Raw genomic sequence first — 21000 nt, forward strand, 5'->3', positions numbered from 1 at the left:
ACGCGCTATTCCATAGGGGAAATGCAGATGAGCCAAGCCAACAGGACGGAAACCTCGCCGGATCGCCTGCGCGTCATCGCCTGCGGCGCTATCGCCCGCGAAGTCCTGGCGATCCGCGATCAGCATGGTCTCGACCACATCGATCTCCAGTGTCTTCCCGCCATCTGGCATGTGTTTCCGGAAAAGATCGCGCCAGCCATGCGCGAAAAGATCGCCGAAGCGCGCGCGGAAGGCTTTCGGAAAATTTTCATCGGCTATGCCGAATGCGGCACCCAGGGCGAACTCGACAAGATCTGCGCCGAGGAAGGCGTCGAACGAATCGCCGGGCCCCACTGCTACAGCTTCTTCACCGGCAACGAAAAATTCCTCGCCGATTGCGAGACGGAGTTCACCGCCTTTTATCTGACCGATCTGATCACCCGCCAGTTCGAGGCCTTCGTGATCGAGCCGCTGAAACTCGACAAGCATCCGGAACTGCGCGACATGGTGTTCGGCAACTACACCAAGATCGTCTATCTCGCCCAGACCGAGGACGAAGAGTTGCAAAAGAAGGCGAAATGGGCGGCCGACTACCTCAAGCTCGACTATGAATATCGCTTCACCGGCTATGGCGACCTGACAGACGCACTCAAACGCGCCTGATCATAACGAATAAAAAAGCGACATTGTTGTTTGATAGCGTTGCCGCGACCGTTACATGGGTAGCGGATCAGCAACCGGAGACAGTGTGAACGCATGGATATGAGCGCGACGACGTCCCATAGGTCTCACGACAGGCAGAGCCTGTCGCATTTATTGCGCGAGATCTCGGACAATGCCGGGGAAAAAATCACGCTGGGTGAAATCGCCGACGGCATGGAGCAACGGTCCTTCGGCGCGTTCCTCGTGGTCTTCTGTCTTCCCAATCTCATTCCCCTGCCGCCGGGCGCCACGTTCATCCTCGGCCTGCCGCTGGTGTTCGTCGCCTTCCAGATGGCCTTTTCGCGCCTCGACACGATCTGGCTGCCGCGGCGGCTGCATGAATACGCCTTCGACAACAGGGCCTTCGCCAAGGTGCTCGACAAGTTTCTTCCCTGGATCGCCTGGACGGAACGCTTCGTCAAGCCGCGTTTCTGGGCGGGCGAAGCCCGGCTTCATGAACGCTTTCTCGGCCTGTTCGCACTGTTGCTGGCGCTGATCATCTTTCTGCCCATCCCGCTCGGCAATATGGGCCCCGCTTATGCGCTTGCGCTGATGGGCCTCGGCCTCACCGAACGCGACGGATTGGTGATGGCGGCAGGCGTGGCGATCGGCGTGATCTTCACCGCCGTCATCAGCTATGTCGGCTACGAAATCCTCACCGCGATACCCGGCGTCATCCGGCAACTCCCCGTCTATTGGGCGAGCGTGAAGGCCTTTTTCGTCTTCTGATCCGCATCCGCGCATGCGCTTTGTCAAACCGCCTGTGGGCGTGTCGCATTAAGACCAATGCGACGTCGTGACTAGCCGGGCCACGCCCCCCCTTCCCGCTCCATTGTACTCCGCATCGGAGGAGAGCGGGCCGGCGCGTTTTGGTCGGACCGCGACAGCATATCCTGACAGGAGAATTCGGGAATGGCGGACCGCATCATCGTCTACTGGCGCGACATCCCCGCGCAGGTGATCATCAAGAAGGGACGGCAGAACGCCAAGCGCGAATTGTCGCTGCGCTTCACGGAGGCGATCGACATGTGCGCCATGCGCACCGGCGCCGCAGAGACGGACGATTACCTTGCCGAGTGGCGCAAGGCCGACCCCGTTTCGGTCTCAGACGATCTCGAAGCCGAGGCCGACAAGGCCGCCGCCGAGCTCGAAGCCGCTTATGACCGCGATCGTCTCGTAGCGCTGGTGAAAGCCGGCGGTCGCGAACAGAACTAATCCAGGCCCCGCACGCAAGGACCCCATCCATGTCCAGAATACCCGCTTCCATCGAAGTCGCCCCCAAGCAGGCGATCGAATCCGCCGACCTGCCGGGCCTGTTTCCCGCCGGAAGCCGCGTCTACATCACCGATATCGGCACCGACACCACCGACACGCTGGTCGCCGCCGCCCGCCGCGTCACGTCCCTCGGCTACACCGCCGTGCCGCATTTCGCCTCGCGCCGCCTGTCCACCAAGACCGCGCTCGAAGAACGCATCAAGCGCACCGTCGGCGAAGCCGGCGTCAAGGACGTTCTGATCATCGGCGGCGGCCTCGATAAGCAGGCCGGTGAATTCGGCTCCACCATGCAGGTGCTCGAAACCGGCTTCTTCGACCAGAACGGCATTCTCGACATTGCGGTCGCCGGTCACCCCGAAGGTTCGCCGGACTTTTCCGAAGCCGTGGCGCTCGAAGCTCTCAAGCTCAAGCAGGCGTTCGCAGAGCGCACCGGCGCGCGCGTGCGCATCGTCACCCAGTTCGGCTTCGACGCCAAGAAGTTCATCGCCTGGGCTGACGGCCTGAAGGCCGCTGGCGTCGACCTGCCGGTTCATCTCGGCGTCGCGGGCCCGGCCAAGATCACCACGCTGATCAAATACGCGGCCATGTGCGGCGTCGGCAATTCGATCTCCTTCCTCAAGAAGAACGCGATGTCGCTGACCGCGCTCGCCACCAGCCACTCGCCGGAAGATGTGGTCGGCCCGATCGAAAAGCACTTCCTCGCCAACCCCGACTCTGCCATCAAGCAGATCCACGTTTTCCCCTTCGGCGGCCTCAAGAAGTCTGCGGAATGGCTTGTCGAGCGTGGCTCTTGGGATATGAACTCTTCCGCTGCCGTTTCGGCGCGCGCCGCATCTTAATTTCGAGGATCAGACGGACATGACCCGCACCATCGTTGCTTCCGCCACCAAGGAAATCATCATCGGTTTCGACCAGCCCTTCTGCGTCATCGGCGAGCGCATCAACCCGACCGGCCGCAAGAAGCTGGCCGCCGAAATGCAGGCCGGCAATTTCGAAACCGTCATCAAGGACGCGCTCGAACAGGTCGCCGCCGGCGCCACCATGCTGGACATCAATGCCGGCGTGACCTCGGTCAACCCGAACGAAACCGAGCCGGGCCTGCTGATCCAGACGCTCGAAATCGTCCAGGGCCTGGTCGATGTGCCGCTCGCCATCGACAGCTCGGTGACCGCCGCCATCGAAGCCGGCCTCAAGGTCGCCAAGGGCCGTCCGCTGGTCAATTCCGTCACCGGCGAGGAAGAAAAGCTCGAAGCCATCCTGCCGCTCTGCGCCAAGTACAACGTCCCCGTCGTCGCGATCTCCAACGACGAAACAGGCATTTCACAGGATCCGGACGTCCGCTTCGCCGTCGCAAAGAAGATCGTCGAACGCGCCGCCGATTACGGCATCAAGCCCTATGACATCGTCGTCGACCCGCTGGTGATGCCGATCGGCGCCGTCGGCTCGGCCGGCCTCCAGGTCTTCGCGCTCGTGCGTCGCCTGCGCGAAGAGCTCAAGGTCAACACGACCTGCGGCCTCTCCAACATCTCCTTCGGCCTGCCGCATCGCCATGGCATCAATGCCGGCTTCATCCCGATGGTCATCGGCGCCGGCATGACGTCCGCGATCATGAACCCCTGCCGCCCGGCCGAAATGGAAGCCGTGCGCGCCGCCAACGTTCTCAACGGCACCGACGAGAACTGCTACAACTGGATCAAGACCTATCGCGACTACAAGCCTGCCGAAGGCGGCGCAGCGCCTGCTCCGTCGCCGGCGTCGGCCTCGACCGGCGGCGGTCGTCGCGGCGGCCGCGCCGCTCGCGTGGGCGCAGGCGCGCCGACGGAATAAGCGTTAGGCCTCCGACTTTTGGAAAGCCCGGTTGCGAAAGCGCCGGGCTCCTTTATTTCCGCTCGGCGAAAGCCTAAAATCTTGCCTATGAACGACGGGATTGAAAGAAAGCCGCTGCCAGACTTCGCATCTGACGAGGACGCGGAGGATTTTGTCGATTATGCGGATCTCTCGGATTATGATCTTTCCGATTTCAAGACGATGCGCTTTTGCTTTGCGCCATCAGAGGAGACGGTGACCCTCCGGCTACCGGCGCCTCTATTGGCGGCGCTCAAGGCCAAGGCTGACAGCACTGGTCTGTCCTACGATCGACTGGTCGAGCAAGCGCTTTCTGCAGCCCTTCAGGACTGATTGGCTCCGACACGCGCAACGCCACGCCAATACCTCACTCAACCGCCACCAATTTTCCGCCCGGTGATCTTTTCATGTCGGGAATAGACAACTATCACTGCCGCGTCGCGGGCATGCTGCCGTGACCCAGCCCTCAATCCCCGTCCCTTGAAGACGCCGGAAAGAAGATCATGACAGACGCATTCGAAAAAGATCCCCTCGTCCTCTTCATGCCCTCGGGTAAGCGCGGCCGGTTCCCGGTCGGCACGCCGGTTCTCGAGGCGGCGCGACAATTGGGTGTCTATGTCGAAAGCGTCTGCGGCGGACGCGCCACCTGCGGCCGCTGCCAGGTCGAGGTGCAGGAAGGCAATTTCGCCAAGCACGGCATCACCTCCTCCAACGATCACATCTCTCCCGTCGGCCCCAAGGAAGAACGCTACGACCGCGTCCGCGGCCTGCCGGAAGGACGCCGTCTCTCCTGTTCCGCAACCATCCAGGGCGATCTCGTCATCGACGTGCCGCAGGACACCGTGGTCAATGCGCAGGTGGTGCGCAAGGCGGCGAGCGACCGCGTCATCGAGCGCAACGCCGCCGTCCAGCTCTGTTATGTCGAGGTGGAGCAGCCCGACATGCACAAGCCGCTCGGCGATCTCGACCGCCTGAAGGCCGTGCTCGAGAAGGATTGGGGCTGGAAGGATCTCTTGATCGCGCCCCACCTTATTCCGCAGATCCAGTCGATCCTGCGCAAGGGTGAATGGGGCGTCACCGCCGCCATCCATCGCGACATGGATTCCTCGCGCCCCTTCATCGTCGGCCTGTGGCCGGGCCTCAAGAATGAGGCCTATGGAATCGCCTGCGATATCGGCTCGACCACCATCGCCATGCATCTTGTGTCGCTGCTGTCTGGCCGCATCGTCGGCTCCTCCGGCGCCTCCAATCCACAGATCCGCTTCGGCGAGGATCTGATGAGTCGCGTCTCCTATGTGATGATGAACCCCGATGGCCGCGAAGCCATGACCAAGGCGGTGCGCGAAGCGGTCAACGGGCTGATCGGCAAGGTCTGCGAAGAAGGCGGCGTCGACCGTCACGACATTCTCGATTCCGTCTTCGTCGCCAATCCGATCATGCATCACCTGTTCCTCGGCATCGATCCGACCGAACTCGGACAGGCGCCCTTTGCGCTGGCGGTGTCAGGCGCGTTGCAATACTGGGCCTATGACGTGGAGATCGACGTTAATCGCGGCGCGCGGCTCTATATGCTGCCCTGCATCGCCGGCCATGTCGGCGCCGACGCCGCCGGCGCGACGCTGTCGGAAGGCCCCTATCGCCAGGACAAGATGATGTTGCTGGTCGATGTCGGCACCAATGCCGAAATCGTGCTCGGCAACAGCCAGCGCGTCGTCGCCGCCTCGTCTCCAACGGGCCCGGCTTTCGAAGGCGCGGAAATCTCCTGCGGCCAGCGCGCCGCCCCCGGCGCCATCGAGCGCGTCCGCATCGATCCCGTCACGCTGGAGCCGAAATACCGCGTCATCGGCGTCGACAAATGGTCGGATGAAGAGGGCTTCGAGGAGGACGCGGCGAAAATCGGCGTCACCGGCATCTGCGGCTCGGCCATTATCGAGGTCGTGGCGGAAATGTACCTCTCCGGCGTCATTTCCGAAGACGGCGTCGTCGACGGCGCCATGGCGGAAAAGAGCCATCGCATCATCGCCAATGGCCGCACCTTCTCCTATCTGCTGCGCGACGGCGAGCCGAAAATCACCGTGACGCAGAACGACATCCGCGCCATCCAGCTCGCCAAGGCCGCCCTCTATGCCGGCATCAAGCTGTTGATGGAAAAGCAGGCCGTCGACAAGGTCGACACGATCCGCTTCGCCGGCGCCTTCGGCTCGTTCATCGATCCGAAATACGCCATGGTTCTGGGCCTGATCCCGGATTGCGAACTCGCCGAAGTCAAGGCGGTCGGCAACGCCGCCGGCACCGGCGCGCTGATGGCGCTGCTCAACCGCGATCATCGCCGCGAGATCGAGGCGACCGTCAAGAAGATCGAGAAGATCGAGACCGCGCTCGAGCCGCATTTCCAGCAGTTGTTCATCGACGCCATGGCCATGCCCAACAAGGTCGATCCCTTCCCGGAACTCGCCAAGGTCGTCACCCTGCCCGAGCGCAAGGTGATCACGGCAGGCGGCGACGAAGGCGGCGGTCGCAGACGTCGGCGCGAGCGCGGCTGAGGCTGAAGATTGCGCCGCGCGCGCCCGAATGTTTAGTTCCGCGCGTCGCGATCGGCATCGAGGAATTTTCGCAACTCCTCCAGATGAGGAAGCAGGCGGACAACATGTTCATGTGGGAAGCCGTCGGCGATCCGCGCGATATCGGGAGCGAAGGAGTCGATGATCCGCTGGCGCAGTGTTCGGCCGCTGTCGGTAATGTAGACCAGTTTCGACCGCCCATCCTGCGGGTTCTTGCGAACCTCGATCAAGCCCTCGCGTTCCAGAACGCTCAGTGAATGCGTCATGGAGTTCTTGGGAACCTGGAAGGCCTGAGCGATGGCGAGAGGCGTTCGGCCATCTCCGACCCGCACCAGATGGTTCAACACCGTGAACTGTGCGGCCACGAAGCCCGGAGGCAGCCGGGCTTCAAGCATGGTGCGCGACAACTGTTCAATAATTCCTATCTCGTTGAAGAGCCGAAAATAGTCGGACATTACGCTTTCATGCATTCATGATCCTGCTTTCCAAAGGCCATCGCGGGCTTGGCCCCACCACCGGACCATAGCCGATGCGCGCCAACATTTGAACCGTGCCTCCATTGGGCGCGAGACGTTCATGCGCCTGGCGGAAAGGTCCGGCCATTTCCGGAAACTCCTGCAGGGCTTGGCTCAAAGGCTGAATTCCCAAACCAAAACTCGTCGCCGCCAGATTCACCCGCAGCCAATCTGCACCTGTGGCGATCTGCGTTTGGCGACTGTTGTCGTTCGTCACCAGCCAGACATGGCCCATGGCGGTATCGGTGTTCGCAAAAATCGCCTCCATGCCCGACTTGTAGGCGAGACTCGTGGGATCACCGGCCATTTCTCGGGTGAACAGCCCGGTCATATGGAGCGTTTCGAAAAGGGGCCCGGAGAAATCGATGCCGTCCGGGTTCGCATCCACTTCGCGCCTGCCGATGCGGAACAGATTGACGCTCTCCTGAAAAGTTTGGGGCGTTTCGACCTCGATCCGCAACGCCTCATGGGTCAACGCGCGCCATTTGAGCACTTCCACCAGATCCACGACGCCGCCGAACCGTGCGCCGTTGCGGACGACAATTGCGATCTGGTCGAGTGTTTCGACCGCGACAGGCTTACTGACGTCGAATGGCTCCTTGTTGGACCGCCGAACGGACGCCTGCGCGAACAGCGGATCTTTCGCCACCGCGGGATCCTCCGCCAGCGTTATGCGGGCCACGGGACGTTGGTCCAGGCCCGCGTCATTGCTGCCTTGCGGGAAGAGCGCCGTCTCGGCGCGATAGCCCTCTTCGGCAGCCGCCATGCGAAGAAGTTCGAGAAAGCAGCCGAGACCGATGGTGATCTGTCGGTTCAACGGGTCCGTTTGCGGCAGCATCCGCTCGCGGTCGGCATACAAGGTGATGACGCCCGCCTCCGAAAGATCCGCCAACCAGGGCTGGCGATTATGCGGATTCGGCGCAAGCAGGGCCCAGGACAAGGCGCGCATGCGCGGATCGGCATAGCTGCCTGCGCGTTCCCAGGGAAGATAGGCGGTGTGCGGGCTGCGTGTCGCCGCATAGCCGAAGGCGCCGACCGCTGCCAGGACAACCCCTCCACCCGCGAGGAAGATCATATTACGTCGTGTCGTATTCATCGCCATCTCCATAGTTCGACAATGAACTATATAGTTCTATACAGAACCAAATGCAAGAGGCGGCCGGCTTTAGCGACCCGATGCGATCGGGACCTCGAAACCGGACTGAACATCGAAGACGCCACCGATCCCGCAGAGACACGCATTCGAGCGAGAAAAAGCGGAATGGAAGCCGGCGCATGTGAGATCGCCGCGGAAATAGATGGAGGAAAAGAGGACGGCCGGCGTGGTCTCGCGGCAGCCGCCTGACGTCAATCAGCAGCCCGACCCCGTTCTAAAGATAACGGCAGTCGCATCCCGCGCGCCTTGTGACAGATGCATGACGCGCCGTCCAGCCTCAATCGCGCACGGACGCCCGAGGCCCTGATCCCGCGCCGCCAAGCGCTACCGGCGACGCGCTCAAGCCGGTTATGACCGAACGAAAAACTCCCCGGCCAGACGGACGGGGAGTGGCGTCAATTCCATCACACGCTTGCGTTTCAGAGCAGCAGGATATCGTTGAAGTCGAAATTCTCGAGCTTCTTGCCGATGAAGGCGATCGCCTCGGCGGCGTCGCCGCCCTTGCCATCGGCATCATAGGAGAGGATGCCGGTCTTGGAGTTGTAGATGACGGCGGCCTCATCGGCGATCTTGGCCGCAGAGCCTGCGACGAAATCGGACGCGACGAGATGGCCCGCAGTGCGGGCGAGGCCGGAGAACACCGAGCGATCCAGCGCCACTGCGTCATTGCCGTCAAAGTCCATCACGCGATCGGAATTGTCGGCGCCATAGGCGGCGAAATGGAACAGGTCGCTGCCGCCTTCGCCATAGATCTTGTCATTGCCGAGGCCGGTCTCAATGTCGTTCGAGCGATTATTGCCGCGCAGGACGTTGTCGAGATCGTTGTCTTCGATGTCGACACTGGCTTTGCCGTTCAGATCGACATTTTCGACATTGGCGTAATCGCCGAGGTCTATCGAGAACCGTGTGACGATCAAATCCACGCCGGCGTTGCTGTCTTCCACGATGACGTCCCCATCGGCATTGGTCAGCTGATAGGTGTCGTTGCCGGCGCCGCCTTGCAGCGTGTCGTCGCCGAGACCGCCATTCAGCGTATCCTGGCCGTCATCGCCGTTCAGGACGTCATTGTCAGCGCCGCCGAAGAGAGAGTCGGCGCCGCCGCCGCCCTGAAGCGTATCGACGCTGGCGGAACCGGTCAGGGAGTCAGCCAGCGAACCACCCAAGACGATCTCAAAGCCGGATACCGCATCGATGGCTGTCGCCGCACCCGTGCCGAGATTGACGGCCACGGACAATCCATAATCGCTGTAATCCAGCGTGTCGACGCCGTCGCCGCCCGTGACGCTTCCATCGACCAGAGCCTGATCGCCGGTCATGGCGAACGTGTTGTCGCCCGTGCCGAAAACAACGGCCATTCCATTGCCGCCGGTGATCGTTCCGCCATTGCTGATCGTGTCGTCGAGATCGCTGACGATCTTGATGCCGGTGTCCTCGACACCGGTGATCGAGCCTTCGTTGACGATCGTCGTCAGATAACTGGCGTTGCCGCGCGAACTGTCGTCGATCAGGATGCCCAGACCCAGACCGCTGATGGTGGCGCCATCATAGTTGTAGATGGAGCCGCCGCCGGCCGCGATGCCCTCGGAGGTGTTCTCATAGCCGTCCGAGCCGTTGCCATTGGCGCCCAGCCCCTGGATCACGCCATAATTGTGGATCGTCGCTTCGAAATCGATGTCGACGCCGTCGCCATCGCCGTCATAGATGCCGTCGGCAACCTCGCCTTCGGGGCCGTTCACGTCGACGCCTTCGGTATAGCTGCCGGTGATCGTGCCGTGATTGGTGACGGTGGCCGATCCGTCGGAACCGACGCCCGAGCCGTTGCTGCCGGTGATTTCGGCGCCTTCGGCATTGTCGACGGTGATCACGGTGTCTTCATCGGCATTGACGCCATGCCGGTCGCCGAGGATGATCCCGGCGAGGTTGTTGACCGAACCGGACGAGCCTTCCTCGAACTGGACGCCGTCGGCGTTTTCAATCAGATCGTCGCCGCTGCCGCCATAGATCGTGCCGGAATTGTCGATGTCGCCCACGCCGCCGACGCGCAGGCCGTCATTGGTCGCGCCGAGGATATTGCCGCTATTGGTGACAATGGCAATGAAATCACCGGTCCCACCGGCGAAATCGATCGCCTGGCCGATGGCCGATTCGATATCGCCGGTGTTGGTGATGGTCACCTCGCCCGCCGTCACTGCTCCAGCCTGGATCTGGATCGCGTCGTCGTCGCTCTCGATCTGGCCATTGTTTTCAATTGTGGCGGCGAGCGTCGCGCCGACCGATGTCTCGAAGCGGATGGCGCGGCCGCCGTCTGCGGTGTTTTCGATCAGTCCGTTATTTTCGATGGAAGCGCCGTCGGTCGCGCCATTGAAACGAACGGTCTGCGAATTGGCGGAGACGCTGAATACTCCCCCGGCATCGACAATCAAAGTGTCCTCGCCGGACATGCTGAGGCGAGCGGCAAGGGTCGTGGAAGCGGCGACTGTGGTGTCGGTCATCGTTTACCTGCGGGTTAATGAAAGGTTAATCGAGCAAATGATGATGACTTATGTCGCCTGGATGACAGCATGATGACTATCCGCCAGCCCCGGGAAGCAGGGCCGACGCATGATAAAGACCGGGATATTGCGAGAAAGACGGTCCGTTCAGGCCGCCGAAGCCATCAACCGCTCGAGGCCGCGATCGGCCAGCGTCATGCGGATATAGTCGGCGACGGCCTTGACCGGCGCGGACGGCTCGTCGCAGACGGCGAGCCCGATATCGTAATGTCCCATGTTTGGAAGCCCCTCGGCCTCGCCGAGCACCGTCATATCAGGTTGCACCATGAAGCGCGCTAACGGCGCGATGGCGAGGTCGGCGTCGATGGCTGCGAGCTGGCCCATGTGATGGCCGCAGAAATAGGCGACGCGGAAGGGGCGACCGGAACGCGTCAATTCCTCAATGGCGCGTTTGCGCCAGACGCAGCCTTCGTCCCAGACCGACAACGGCAGGGGATCGCGCAGATGCGCCCGCCCGTTCCGTTTGCCGACCCAGACCAGTTGTTCGGTCATCACCCGTTCGGCGGGATTGGGCGAGATGCTCGGATCGAGGAAATTGAACAGGGTCAGATCAAGTTTGCCCTCGGCCACCGCTTTCTTGAGCGGGACCGAATTGTCGATCGTCACATCGACGGCGAGCGAGGGAAACATTTCTCCGAAATGGCGCAGGATCGCCGGCAGCATCAGCGTGCCGATGTCGTCGGGCGAGCCGAGCCGCACCACGCCCGCCATTTCCGGCGTCACGAACCGCGACACCACCTCGTAATTCATCGCCAGCATGCGGCGGGCATAGCCGAGCAGGACCTCGCCATGATGAGTGAGCGCCACCGAGCGTGCATCGCGGCGAAACAGGCTGACCCCGAGTTGCTCTTCCAGCTTCTTGATCTGCATGGACACCGCCGATGGCGTTCTGAACACGCGTTCGGCAGCCGTTGTGAAATTGCCGGTATCGGCAATGGCCACGAATGTCTTGAGAATATCGAGTTCGAGCGTGGGAAGGCTGGAGGCGATCTGCGAGGTCATCGGTCTAATCCTTCAGAAAATCTCACAAATGAAGCCGCTTGATTGCGTTTCATTGAACCTCAAATCTGAGTTTTCGTCAATCCCTCGACTTGACGATGAACCAATCGCGCCGACAATCACCCCGTCAGGAGCAAAGGAGCGCGTTTGCGCCGTCTACCCTTGACGAACTGCTAATCTACCGCGCAAATGCCGATACATAATCACATTTAATAGCAGGCTGCAGGCCCGGGAGGACACGACATGACGATCCACATGGACAGGCCGCAGCCTGCGGATGCCGTTGCAGATGCCGATAGCTTGAACGCGCTCCTCGCCCGCCAGCAAACAGCCCATCGCGGCGAGATGTCGCCATCGCTTGCGACGCGCCGCGACCGTCTGGACCGTCTGGAGGCTATGCTGGTCAAGCATCAGGACGACTTCGCCCGCGCGATCGACGCCGATTTCGGCCGGCGCGACGCCATTGTCACCGGACTGACCGAAACCATGACGGTGCGCGCCGCCCTCCGCCATGCCCGAAGTCACCTCAAGGCTTGGATGAAGCCCGAACGCGTCGGCGTTTCCTGGGCGTTCCAGCCAGGCCGGGCCTATATCCATCGGCAGCCGCTCGGCGTCGTCGGCATCATCGCGCCGTGGAATTATCCGCTGCAGCTGCTTCTGAGCCCGCTTGTCGGCGCGCTGGCCGCCGGCAATCGCGCCCTATTGAAGCCCTCGGAATACACCCCGCTTTTCGGCGAGGCGCTGCGCAACGCCGTGGCTTCCGTCTTTCGCGAGGACGAGGTGGCTGTCGTCACGGGCGGGCCCGACGTCGCCGCCGCCTTCACCGCCCTACCCTTCGATCACCTGATCTTCACCGGCTCGACCAGCGTCGGCCGCAGGGTGGCGGAGGCGGCAGGACGCAATCTCACGCCGGTCACCCTCGAACTCGGCGGCAAATCACCGGCGATCATCGACGCCTCTGCGGATATGAAACTGACGGCAAAGCGCCTGGCATGGGGCAAGCTCCTGAACACCGGCCAGACCTGCGTGGCGCCCGACTATGTCCTGACCCCGCGCGAGCGATTGACCGAAACGGTCGAGGCGTTGAAATCGGCGATGCTGGCGCAATATCCAGGCTTCTCCGACAATCCCGATTACACCAGCATCATCGCGCCCCGGCACTATGAACGGCTGAAGCATCTCGCCGCCGAGGCGCAAGCGGCCGGCGCAGAGGTGATCTGGCTCGGCGAACCGGACGACGCCAAACGTATTCTGCCTCCGGCGTTGATCGTCGGCGCGACGCCCGACATGACGGTGATGCGCGAGGAGATCTTCGGTCCGCTGCTGCCCATCATCCCCTATGACGGCGTCGACGACGCGATCACGCGGGTCAACGCCAGCGACCGGCCTCTGGCGCTCTACTGGTTCGGCGAGGATGCCCGCACGCGCGATCACGTGCTCGCCAGCACGATTTCCGGCGGCGTCACGGTCAACGACGTCATCCTGCATCTCGCCCAGGACGGATTGCCTTTCGGCGGCGTCGGCGCATCGGGTTACGGCCATTATCACGGCGAACACGGCTTCCGCGCAATGAGCAAGGAGAAGCCGGTTTTCGTTCAATCGAAACTCGCGGCGGGCGGCCTGCTTTATCCGCCCTATGGCGCTTTGGCGCGGCGCATGCTGGCCCTCCTGCAACGCTTCGCATGAGGCTTGGGGCCTGATGCGGGCAACGCTTCAAGATTTCTGATACCTGGGTTCACATATATTCGTTTGTCTTATGGGTTCGCCAGCGCGATACTCCTAACGTCAGCAAAGCGGAAAGGAGATCATCATGGCTTTGTCCAGTCTAGACAGCGGGTTCAGCGGCACCCGCGGCATCGGAAGCACGTTCCTCGCATCTTTCGGTACGGTGTTTCTGGGTTTCGCCCGTCGTTGGCGCGCCTATCGCGAGCTGCAGTCGCTCGATCACGTCCCCTTCGAGGTCATGAAGGATGTGGGCTTTCCGGGCGCGGAGCGAATGAATGAAAAGTGACGCAGCCAGCCAGCATCGATATTGGGGATCCGGAAGCGAAACCGGGTCCCTTTTTCTTTTCAGGAAATCAATATTCTCTGTGAGAAACTCTGCGTCTTGAAAGGCGAATATTAGCGCAAAGCACGGAACAAAATCTCCTCGCCGCAAAAAAGATACAAACTGTCGCCATAAGACCATTGCAAAGTGACGCATTCAGACCACTTTGTTTCTCAGCGACAGACGAGGATTCACCCTGCCATGCGGCCCGAAAGCTACTCCGTTTCCAAGAAGACTCAGCAGGTGAAGCGGACGATCGTCTTCTTCCTCGTGCCCAATTTCACCATGCTGCCCTTCTCCGCCGCCGTGGAGACGCTGCGCATCGCCAACCGCATGCTGGGCTATGAGGCCTATCAGTGGCGGCTCTGTTCGGTGGATGGACAGAAGGTCTATTCCTCTTCCGGCATCGGGCTCGAAGCCAAGACGTCGCTGATGGACGAGCGCAAGAACCTGACCGGCGAAGCCCGTCCGAACATGGTGCTGATCTGTTCCGGCATCTATGTCGAGGATTTCCGCAACAAATCGGTCAACGCCTATCTGCGCGAAGTCTTCAATCGCGGCATCGCGGTCGGCAGCCTCTGCACCGGCGCGCATGTGCTGGCCCAGGCCGGCCTGCTCAACAACAAGCGTTGCGCCATTCACTGGGAAAACCTGCCGGGCTTCGCAGAGGCCTTCCCGCAGGCCGACGTCCATGCCGATCTCTTCGAAATCGACGGCAATGTCTATACCTGCGCCGGCGGCACCGCCTCGCTCGACATGATGCTCTATTTCATCCGTGAGGATTTCGGCGACAATCTCGTCAACCGCGTCTGCGAGCAGCATCTCACCGATCGCGTCCGCTCGGCCAACGACCGCCAGCGCCTGCCGCTTCGCGCCCGTCTCGGCGTGCAGAATTCCAAGGTGCTCTCGATCATCGAGATCATGGAAAACAATCTCGCCGAACCGTTGTCGCTGGTCGACATCGCCGACAAGGCCGGGCTGTCGCGCCGCCAGATCGAGCGCCTGTTCCGCCAGGAAATGGGCCGTTCGCCCGCTCGCTATTATCTGGAAATCCGGCTGGACCGCGCCCGCCATTTGCTCGTGCAGTCATCCATGCCGGTCGTGGAAGTGGCGGTCGCCTGCGGCTTCGTCTCCGCCTCGCATTTCTCCAAATGTTATCGGGAACTCTACGGCCGTTCGCCGCAGCAGGAGCGCGCCGACCGCAAGCAGCTGGCGACCATGCCGAGCGTCAACGGCGCCGTCATGTGACGGCCTCGCAGTCCGGGGAGACAATCAGGCCACCGCCATGCGGGCGACCTGATAGTCCGAAAACACCCGGTTGCGGCCCGAATTCTTGGCCAGATAGAGATATTGATCGGCGGCGTTGAGGTAGTTGTCGAAGCTTTCCTCGTCGGTGATCGCCGCCAGCCCCATCGAGACGGTGACGGAAATCTCTTCGTCGCCGACGACGATGCGGACCTCGCCAATCTCCTCGCGCAGCCTTTCGCAACAGGCCAGCGCCTGCTCCATTTCGAGCCCGACCAGCAGCACGCCGAATTCCTCGCCGCCGAGACGCGCCGCAAGATGTGGCGTGCTCGCCACCAGTTGCACCAGGCGCTTGGCGACCGCCTTCAGCACGACATCGCCGACTTCGTGGCCGTAAGTGTCGTTGAGCCGCTTGAAATGATCGATGTCCATCAGCGCCATGGCGAGCCCCTGCCCTTGGCGGAGCCCCGATTCCACGAGCTTGGGACCGCGATCGTAGAAATAGCGCCTGTTGTAGAGGTCGGTCAGATAATCGCGCGAGGCCATGCGCCGGAGCGAATGAATATGCGCCTGTAGCGCCAGCATGTGATCGATGCGGCCGAGCAGCTCCGACCCCGTGACCGGGAGATGCACGAAATCATCGCCGCCGGCGCGAAAGAACTCAGCGACATCGCCGTCGCGCGCTTGTGTCGAAAAGCCGATGATCCTCAGCCGGTCCTGCTGATAGCGTTGCTGCACCCGGTCCATGAAGGCGGCGCATTCGGCGATGCCGACATCGGCGTCGATCAGCGCCAGTTGCACGCCTTCGGAATGGTCGAGAATCCGCATCGCCTCGCTTTCGCGCATGGCGACGATAAAGGGATGCGGTCCGCCATCGAGGCTTTGCAGCAGCGGCGAGCCGGCGCCGCGGCCGTCATAGACGAGCACAGAAGCCGAGGCGTATGACAGGAATCGCTCGACGGCGCGCATCAACACATCGATCGATCCGGACGAGCATTTCGGCACATAGTCGACCACATCCCGGGCGAGCAATTCCTCGCGCTTCTTGTCACTGGAGATGCCGCTGAAGACGATCGCCGGAATGCCACGGCTCATGACGAAGTCGAGCGCCTCGCCATTGGCGGCGTCGGCCTGGCAGAGATCGAGTATGGCGAGATCGAAGCCGTCTCCCTCCGTCTCGATCAGCCGCACCACGCCCGCGAGAGTCTGGCTGTGATAGACATCGCTGTTGAGACGCCGTTCGAGCCGTTCACGAATGGCGATCGAATAGAACCGCGTGTCCTCCACAAGCAGAATGCGGCCTGACCGCTTCGCTGCGGCGCTTCCTGCGCTTCGTTTCGGATCCCACAGCAATGATTGGGCCCATCCCCTGAAGAACGAAAGTTATCAGCTGTAATCGCATGCGCCGGCACCTCTGGGGATACACCCGCAAATTGCGCCAACTGCTTCATCATATGGTTGAAATATGGTGGTCACCCCTTAACGCTACGTTAAGTCCGTGGGGCAGCCTGTGGGAAAACCAGGCTTTTCAGCAAATGCTACCAAAAATGATCAGAAAAAATACACTTTTAAAGGGAGTTTTCGATCTGGAACGGCCCGCAGTTTATTAGCTCATCAATAATAGACGTCGACGGGAACCGGAGCATGGTTTTCGCCCCGGTCCCCGCGAAAAGGGCAATCAGGCGCGCTTCTTGCGCTCCAGCATGAATTTCATCTGCGCCAGCGTATCGAGGTTCTGGTTGACGCGGCAATAGAACTCTTCGTCGATGAACGGCCGGAGCATGAAGTCGTTGCCGCCGGCCTTCAGGAACCGCGCCGACAACAGCCGGTCGGTGGACGAGGACACGCCGATGATGCGGATCTCGTTCGAGCCGATATGCGAGCGAATGCGCCGCGTCAGCTCGAAGCCGTCGATATCGGGCATGTTGTAGTCGGTGATGACCAGATTGATGTCGCGATTGGCTTTGAGGATTTCCAGCGCCTTCTGGCCGCTGTCGGCGACGCTGACCTTGAAATTATAGCGCTTGAGGCGGGTCGTCAGAAGCGCCCGCGCCGTCTGGCTGTCGTCGACGATCAGCACGTGATGATGGTGGTTGGTGAGAAACCGGCAGGCGGCCTCGACCAGCATGTCGACGGCGAAGACGCTGTCTTTCAGGATATAGTCGACGATCTGGTTGGCGAGCAGCTTGTCGCGCGTGGCGTCCTGCAAGGTGCCGGTGAACACGATGGTGGGGATGCCGACATCGACGAGATAGTTCAGCGCCTCGCCCTTTTCCGCCCCCGGAAGGTTCATGTTGGAGATGGCCAGCAGGATTTCCTCGTCCGACGTCTCGTTCGCCTTCTGCATCTCTTCGAAGTCGCGGCAGATCTCGACGTCGATCTCGAGCAGTTCCTTCATCCGCTGCTTGATCATCGAGGTGAACACCGCCGAATCCTCGGCGACGATCACGCGGCTGCCTTTTAACGACACGCCGGAATAATGCATTCCGGAAACACCCAGGAAATCCATAAAAGCCCCTTGTCTGGATTGCGCCCCTCTAAAACCGTTTAACAGCAAGCTTTTGACATTCGGTTAAGCAACGGCTCATGAACGCGGCGCAAGGATGCCGAATGGAGCGGAGGGGGCTGGGTCGTGTGTTTAACGTTACCGGCGGGTAAGCGGCGAAATGTGAGAAATCGTTTTGTCAGCGCAGCGCATGCGAAATCACTGACGTGTACAGGTCAGAATGCCGTTGGGGGCAGGATAGAGCGCCTACCCCTCCTCTCCTTCGGCCCCCGCGATCGGCAGCGCCGACAGTTTCAACCCCATAGCCTTCATCAGTTTGAGAACAGTGGCGAATTCCGGATTACCGCTTTCGCCGAGCGCCTTGTACAGGCTTTCCCGCCCGAGACCGGCCTTTTCCGCGACCGCAGACATACCCAGTGATCGAGCTACCGTGTTGAGCGCCCGGCGGATCTCGACTGCATCGCCCTCCTCCAGCGCCAACGCCAGATAGTCGGCGCGCGCTTCGGCGCTGCCGAGATAGTCGGGGGCGTCGAAGCGGGGAAGATCCTTAATGGAGGTCATCAGGCTAATCCTTCAATTCCTTAGCGAGGCGCTTGGCGACCAAAATGTCGCGCGTCTGGCTGCTTTTGTCTCCGCCGCAAAGCAGAACCACAATTGTTCGGCCCCGCTGTGCGTAATAAATCCGGTAGCCCGGACCATGGTCGATCCGCATTTCGTAGACACTGTCGCCGAGTGTCTTGAAATCACCAAAATTCCCGTCCGCCAAGCGCTCCAGACGCAAGGCAATTTTGGAAATAGCGCGTAGGTCTCTCACGCTGCGTAGCGAGCGATCAAAAAGCGGATGACGTCGGACATCCATGACCACAGTATCCCATAAGATACGATTTTTCAAGAAAAATTGTTGACTGCAAAGTCAGCAACCGAAAATAGCAGTAAAGCTGTCAAATTCCAGCAAAAAACCCGCCGGTCTCCCAACCGGCGGGCTCAACATTCACAAAACTCCAGCGCGTCTTACGTGCGCGGCTTCAGGTTTTCCGGGTCATACAGCGGCTTGTAGCCCACCGCCGCCACTTCCACCGGGAAGGTCTCGGTGAAATATTCGACATTCAGCTTGCGGCCGACCTGGCAGTAGTCCCAGGGCAGGTAAGCCAGCGCGATGTTCTTGCCCAGCGTCGGGCCGAAAGCGATCGAGGTGGTGTAAGAGCGGCGGCCGAGTTCGTCGATCAGCACCGCGCCCGTGTCGGGGTCCATGACCGGCAGCGTGCCCACGGGGTAGCGGGTCACGCCGTTCTTGTCGACAGTGTCGGTCAGCACCAGCGTGCAGAGCATGGCGGGCTGATGGTCGCGGGCCTTGTATTCCAGATGCTTGGCCTTGCCGCGGAAATCGGCTTCCTTGACCTTCGGACGCGCGAGATCGGCTTCGATCAGGTTGTACTGGGTCAGGAGGTCGGCGTTCTGCAGGCGCAGGCTCTTTTCCATGCGGCGGGAATTGGCGTAGGTTTCCACGCCGAAAGCCATGACGCCGGTGGAGCGCAGCGCGTCCCAGACGGCCAGGCCGTCCTCATACTTCATATGCAGTTCCCAGCCCTGCTCACCGACATAGGAGATGCGGAAGGCGGTGACCGGCTTGCCGGCGATCTCGATCGGCTTGATGGCGGCAAAGGCGAAGTTCTCGACATCGAGACCGGCGGGATCGGCGACAACCTTCTTCAGCGTGTCGCGGGCGTTGGGGCCCCAGATGCCGATGGTGATGAATTTTTCGCTGACATCGGTGATGGTCACGTCGAGGCCGCGATCTTCGGCGACGCGCTTCATATAGTGGAAGTCGCGCGGGCCGGCGTCGGCGCCGTTCACCAGGCGGCAGCGATCGGCCATACGGAACACGGTGAAGTCGGCCCGCACCATGCCCTCGTCATCGAGGAAGTGGGTGTAGACGCCCTTGCCGATATTGGCGTCGCCGCCGATTTTCGCGGCGCAGAGCCATTCGAGCAGTTCGACATGATCGGGGCCTTCGATGTCGACCATGTGGAAATGGCTGAGATTGACGATGCCGCAATCCTCGCTCATCGCCAGATGTTCGGCATTGGAGACGCGCCAGAAATGGCGGTTGTCCCATTCATTGGCGCGCACCGGCACGCGGTCGGCGTATTTTTCGAGCAGATGCTCATTGGCCTTGTAGCCATGGGCGCGCTCCCAGCCGCCGAGCTCCATGAAATAGCCGCCGAGTTCGACTTCGCGCTCATACATCGGCGAGCGCTTGACATTGCGGCTGGTGGCGTAGGGCTCGCGCGGATGCACGGCCGGGAAATAGATCTTCTGCGCGGCTTCAAAGCAGCGGTTGGCGATGAACTCTTCCGTCAGCTGATGCGGATAGAAGCGGGCGTAATCGATCGAGTTGTGGTCGATCTCGGTGCGGCCGTCGGTCAGCCAGTCGGCGATCAGCTTGCCGTAACCCGGGCCGTCCTTGACCCAGATGGCGACGCAATACCAGAGACCGCGCACCTTCTGGCTCTCGCCGCAGGACGGGCCGCCGGCGGCCGACACCTGCAGGAGGCCGTTGAAGGAGTGGCTTTCATTATAGCCGAGTTCGCCGAGGATCGGCGTCAGCTCCATGGCGCGCTCAAGCGGCTCGAGGATCTGCTCCATTTCCAGGTCGCGCTGCGAGGGCGACAGGCGCGCCTCATGCTTTTCGAGCAGGTCACGCGGATGGCACATGCGCGGATTGGTGGTCTCGTAATAACCCCACTCGATCTGGCCGCCTTCGGTGGTCTTCGGGTCGCCCGTGTCGCGCATATAGGCGGAGTTGCCCTGGTCGCGCAGCAGCGGATAGCCGATTTCCTTGCCGGTGCCTTCGAACTCGTTATAGGGGCCGAAGAAGGTCAGCGGATGGTCGACCGGCATCACCGGCAGGTCTTCGCCGACCATTTCGGCGATCAGGCGGCCCCAGAGGCCGGCGCAGACGATGACGTGATCGGCCATGATGGTGCCGCGATGGGTGACGACGCCCTTGATGCGTCCGCCCTCGACGATCAGCGATTTCGCCGGCGTGTTGGAGAACACCGAAAGCTTGCCGGTCTTCTCAGCCGCGTCGATGAGCTTGCCGGCGACCGTCTGCGAGCGCGGCACCACGAGGCCAGCGTCGGGGTCGAACATGCCGCCCATCACCTGATCTTCCTCGATCAGCGGGAAGAGCTTCTTGATCTCGGAGGGGCTGACATAATGGGCGCGGGTGCCGAAGGCCTTGGCGGAGGAGAGCTTGCGCTTGATCTCTTCCATCCAGGTCTCGTCGCCGGTGCGGGCGACTTCGAGACCGCCGATGCGGGCGTAATGGCCCATCTTCTCGTAGAAATCGATCGAATACTGCGTCGTCCAGACCGACAGATAGTCATGGCTGGTCGTGTAGCAGAAATCCGACGCATGCGCCGTCGAGCCGATATCGGTCGGAATGCCGGATTTGTCGATGCCGACGATGTCGTCCCAGCCGCGCTCGATGAGATGGTGGGCGATCGACGCCCCCACGATGCCACCCAACCCGATGATGACGACTTTTGCCTTTTGCGGAAACTCTGCCATGTGCATGCAACCCCGATTGTTGTTGGCGGGGATTTTACGGGGTCA

Annotated in this window: 19 protein-coding genes; 10 read left to right on the top strand and 9 right to left on the bottom strand. The window is 61.4% G+C overall.

Features of this window, described 5'->3' with window-relative positions; genetic code table 11:
* Window positions 1-21 precede the first annotated feature (21 nt).
* The 7 genes from E8Q41_RS05105 to E8Q41_RS05135 all read left to right on the top strand — a co-directional run bounded on the left by E8Q41_RS05105 (window position 22) and on the right by E8Q41_RS05135 (window position 6344).
* On the top strand, window positions 22-642 hold the full coding sequence (locus E8Q41_RS05105; RefSeq protein ID WP_170976362.1) for a DUF1638 domain-containing protein: 621 nt from the start codon (window positions 22-24) through the stop codon (window positions 640-642).
* A 93-nt stretch (window positions 643-735) separates the two neighbouring features.
* Window positions 736-1410 carry an exopolysaccharide biosynthesis protein gene (locus E8Q41_RS05110; RefSeq protein ID WP_137154441.1) on the top strand — a complete coding sequence of 225 codons (675 nt, stop codon included), beginning with the start codon at window positions 736-738 and terminating at the stop codon, window positions 1408-1410.
* 183 nt (window positions 1411-1593) lie between these two features.
* Window positions 1594-1896, top strand: coding sequence for a virulence factor (locus E8Q41_RS05115; RefSeq protein WP_137154442.1), 303 nt, complete (start codon window positions 1594-1596; stop codon window positions 1894-1896).
* Between the two features lie 29 nt (window positions 1897-1925).
* Window positions 1926-2795: a methylenetetrahydrofolate reductase gene (locus E8Q41_RS05120; RefSeq protein ID WP_137154443.1), complete on the top strand. Its 870-nt coding sequence runs from the start codon at window positions 1926-1928 to the stop codon at window positions 2793-2795.
* A gap of 19 nt (window positions 2796-2814) precedes the next feature.
* Entirely contained in the window at window positions 2815-3783 is a 969-nt protein-coding gene (locus E8Q41_RS05125) for a methyltetrahydrofolate cobalamin methyltransferase (protein WP_137154444.1), read from the top strand.
* Between the two features lie 18 nt (window positions 3784-3801).
* Entirely contained in the window at window positions 3802-4134 is a 333-nt protein-coding gene (locus E8Q41_RS05130; RefSeq protein WP_205910369.1) for a CopG family antitoxin, read from the top strand.
* Window positions 4135-4304: 170 nt separating this feature from the next.
* Window positions 4305-6344, top strand: coding sequence for an ASKHA domain-containing protein (locus E8Q41_RS05135; RefSeq protein ID WP_137154445.1), 2040 nt, complete (start codon window positions 4305-4307; stop codon window positions 6342-6344).
* Window positions 6345-6376: 32 nt separating this feature from the next.
* Here E8Q41_RS05135 and E8Q41_RS05140 read toward each other — a convergent pair whose 3' ends face one another.
* From E8Q41_RS05140 to E8Q41_RS05155, 4 genes are all read right to left on the bottom strand, one after another.
* Entirely contained in the window at window positions 6377-6817 is a 441-nt protein-coding gene (locus E8Q41_RS05140; RefSeq protein ID WP_205910370.1) for a MarR family winged helix-turn-helix transcriptional regulator, read from the bottom strand.
* A 7-nt stretch (window positions 6818-6824) separates the two neighbouring features.
* Entirely contained in the window at window positions 6825-7985 is a 1161-nt protein-coding gene (locus E8Q41_RS05145) for a twin-arginine translocation pathway signal protein (protein WP_170976363.1), read from the bottom strand.
* Between the two features lie 467 nt (window positions 7986-8452).
* Window positions 8453-10525 carry a calcium-binding protein gene (locus tag E8Q41_RS05150; protein WP_137154447.1) on the bottom strand — a complete coding sequence of 691 codons (2073 nt, stop codon included), beginning with the start codon at window positions 10523-10525 and terminating at the stop codon, window positions 8453-8455.
* Between the two features lie 147 nt (window positions 10526-10672).
* A complete protein-coding gene (locus tag E8Q41_RS05155; protein ID WP_137154448.1) occupies window positions 10673-11587 on the bottom strand; it encodes a LysR family transcriptional regulator in 915 nt (304 codons plus the stop codon).
* A gap of 240 nt (window positions 11588-11827) precedes the next feature.
* On the opposite strand from E8Q41_RS05155, the gene E8Q41_RS05160 reads away from it, so the two are divergent.
* From E8Q41_RS05160 to E8Q41_RS05170, 3 genes are all read left to right on the top strand, one after another.
* On the top strand, window positions 11828-13270 hold the full coding sequence (locus E8Q41_RS05160) for a coniferyl aldehyde dehydrogenase (RefSeq protein WP_170976364.1): 1443 nt from the start codon (window positions 11828-11830) through the stop codon (window positions 13268-13270).
* A gap of 124 nt (window positions 13271-13394) precedes the next feature.
* Window positions 13395-13595: a hypothetical protein gene (locus tag E8Q41_RS05165; RefSeq protein ID WP_137154449.1), complete on the top strand. Its 201-nt coding sequence runs from the start codon at window positions 13395-13397 to the stop codon at window positions 13593-13595.
* 237 nt (window positions 13596-13832) lie between these two features.
* Window positions 13833-14879, top strand: coding sequence for a GlxA family transcriptional regulator (locus E8Q41_RS05170; protein WP_137154450.1), 1047 nt, complete (start codon window positions 13833-13835; stop codon window positions 14877-14879).
* Window positions 14880-14903: 24 nt separating this feature from the next.
* Here the strand turns inward: E8Q41_RS05170 and E8Q41_RS05175 are convergent, their stop codons facing one another.
* From E8Q41_RS05175 to E8Q41_RS05195, 5 genes are all read right to left on the bottom strand, one after another.
* The gene (locus tag E8Q41_RS05175) at window positions 14904-16163 is read right to left on the bottom strand and encodes a diguanylate cyclase (RefSeq protein ID WP_137154451.1); all 1260 of its coding nucleotides are present in this window, start codon (window positions 16161-16163) and stop codon (window positions 14904-14906) included.
* A 391-nt stretch (window positions 16164-16554) separates the two neighbouring features.
* The gene (locus E8Q41_RS05180) at window positions 16555-17385 is read right to left on the bottom strand and encodes a response regulator (RefSeq protein ID WP_137154452.1); all 831 of its coding nucleotides are present in this window, start codon (window positions 17383-17385) and stop codon (window positions 16555-16557) included.
* A gap of 243 nt (window positions 17386-17628) precedes the next feature.
* Window positions 17629-17943 (bottom strand): addiction module antidote protein, encoded by a 315-nt coding sequence (locus E8Q41_RS05185; protein WP_137154453.1) that lies wholly within the window; start codon window positions 17941-17943, stop codon window positions 17629-17631.
* Window positions 17944-17947: 4 nt separating this feature from the next.
* Window positions 17948-18241: a type II toxin-antitoxin system RelE/ParE family toxin gene (locus E8Q41_RS05190; protein WP_137154454.1), complete on the bottom strand. Its 294-nt coding sequence runs from the start codon at window positions 18239-18241 to the stop codon at window positions 17948-17950.
* Between the two features lie 152 nt (window positions 18242-18393).
* On the bottom strand, window positions 18394-20955 hold the full coding sequence (locus tag E8Q41_RS05195; RefSeq protein WP_137154455.1) for an FAD-dependent oxidoreductase: 2562 nt from the start codon (window positions 20953-20955) through the stop codon (window positions 18394-18396).
* Window positions 20956-21000 lie beyond the last annotated feature (45 nt).

Origin of the sequence: Rhizobium sp. FKL33 (assembly GCF_005222915.1) — a bacterium.
Classification (GTDB): domain Bacteria; phylum Pseudomonadota; class Alphaproteobacteria; order Rhizobiales; family Rhizobiaceae; genus Rhizobium_E.

Coding starts and splice junctions, on each gene's coding strand:
- E8Q41_RS05180 (WP_137154452.1), bottom strand. CDS start 17,385: ATGGATTTCCTGGGTGTTTCCGGAATGCATTATTCCGGCGTGTCGTTA.
- E8Q41_RS05165 (WP_137154449.1), top strand. CDS start 13,395: ATGGCTTTGTCCAGTCTAGACAGCGGGTTCAGCGGCACCCGCGGCATC.
- E8Q41_RS05150 (WP_137154447.1), bottom strand. CDS start 10,525: ATGACCGACACCACAGTCGCCGCTTCCACGACCCTTGCCGCTCGCCTC.
- E8Q41_RS05145 (WP_170976363.1), bottom strand. CDS start 7,985: ATGGAGATGGCGATGAATACGACACGACGTAATATGATCTTCCTCGCG.
- E8Q41_RS05135 (WP_137154445.1), top strand. CDS start 4,305: ATGACAGACGCATTCGAAAAAGATCCCCTCGTCCTCTTCATGCCCTCG.
- E8Q41_RS05160 (WP_170976364.1), top strand. CDS start 11,828: ATGACGATCCACATGGACAGGCCGCAGCCTGCGGATGCCGTTGCAGAT.
- E8Q41_RS05120 (WP_137154443.1), top strand. CDS start 1,926: ATGTCCAGAATACCCGCTTCCATCGAAGTCGCCCCCAAGCAGGCGATC.
- E8Q41_RS05155 (WP_137154448.1), bottom strand. CDS start 11,587: ATGACCTCGCAGATCGCCTCCAGCCTTCCCACGCTCGAACTCGATATT.
- E8Q41_RS05170 (WP_137154450.1), top strand. CDS start 13,833: ATGCGGCCCGAAAGCTACTCCGTTTCCAAGAAGACTCAGCAGGTGAAG.
- E8Q41_RS05115 (WP_137154442.1), top strand. CDS start 1,594: ATGGCGGACCGCATCATCGTCTACTGGCGCGACATCCCCGCGCAGGTG.
- E8Q41_RS05125 (WP_137154444.1), top strand. CDS start 2,815: ATGACCCGCACCATCGTTGCTTCCGCCACCAAGGAAATCATCATCGGT.
- E8Q41_RS05190 (WP_137154454.1), bottom strand. CDS start 18,241: ATGGATGTCCGACGTCATCCGCTTTTTGATCGCTCGCTACGCAGCGTG.
- E8Q41_RS05195 (WP_137154455.1), bottom strand. CDS start 20,955: ATGGCAGAGTTTCCGCAAAAGGCAAAAGTCGTCATCATCGGGTTGGGT.
- E8Q41_RS05185 (WP_137154453.1), bottom strand. CDS start 17,943: ATGACCTCCATTAAGGATCTTCCCCGCTTCGACGCCCCCGACTATCTC.
- E8Q41_RS05105 (WP_170976362.1), top strand. CDS start 22: ATGCAGATGAGCCAAGCCAACAGGACGGAAACCTCGCCGGATCGCCTG.
- E8Q41_RS05140 (WP_205910370.1), bottom strand. CDS start 6,817: ATGTCCGACTATTTTCGGCTCTTCAACGAGATAGGAATTATTGAACAG.
- E8Q41_RS05110 (WP_137154441.1), top strand. CDS start 736: ATGGATATGAGCGCGACGACGTCCCATAGGTCTCACGACAGGCAGAGC.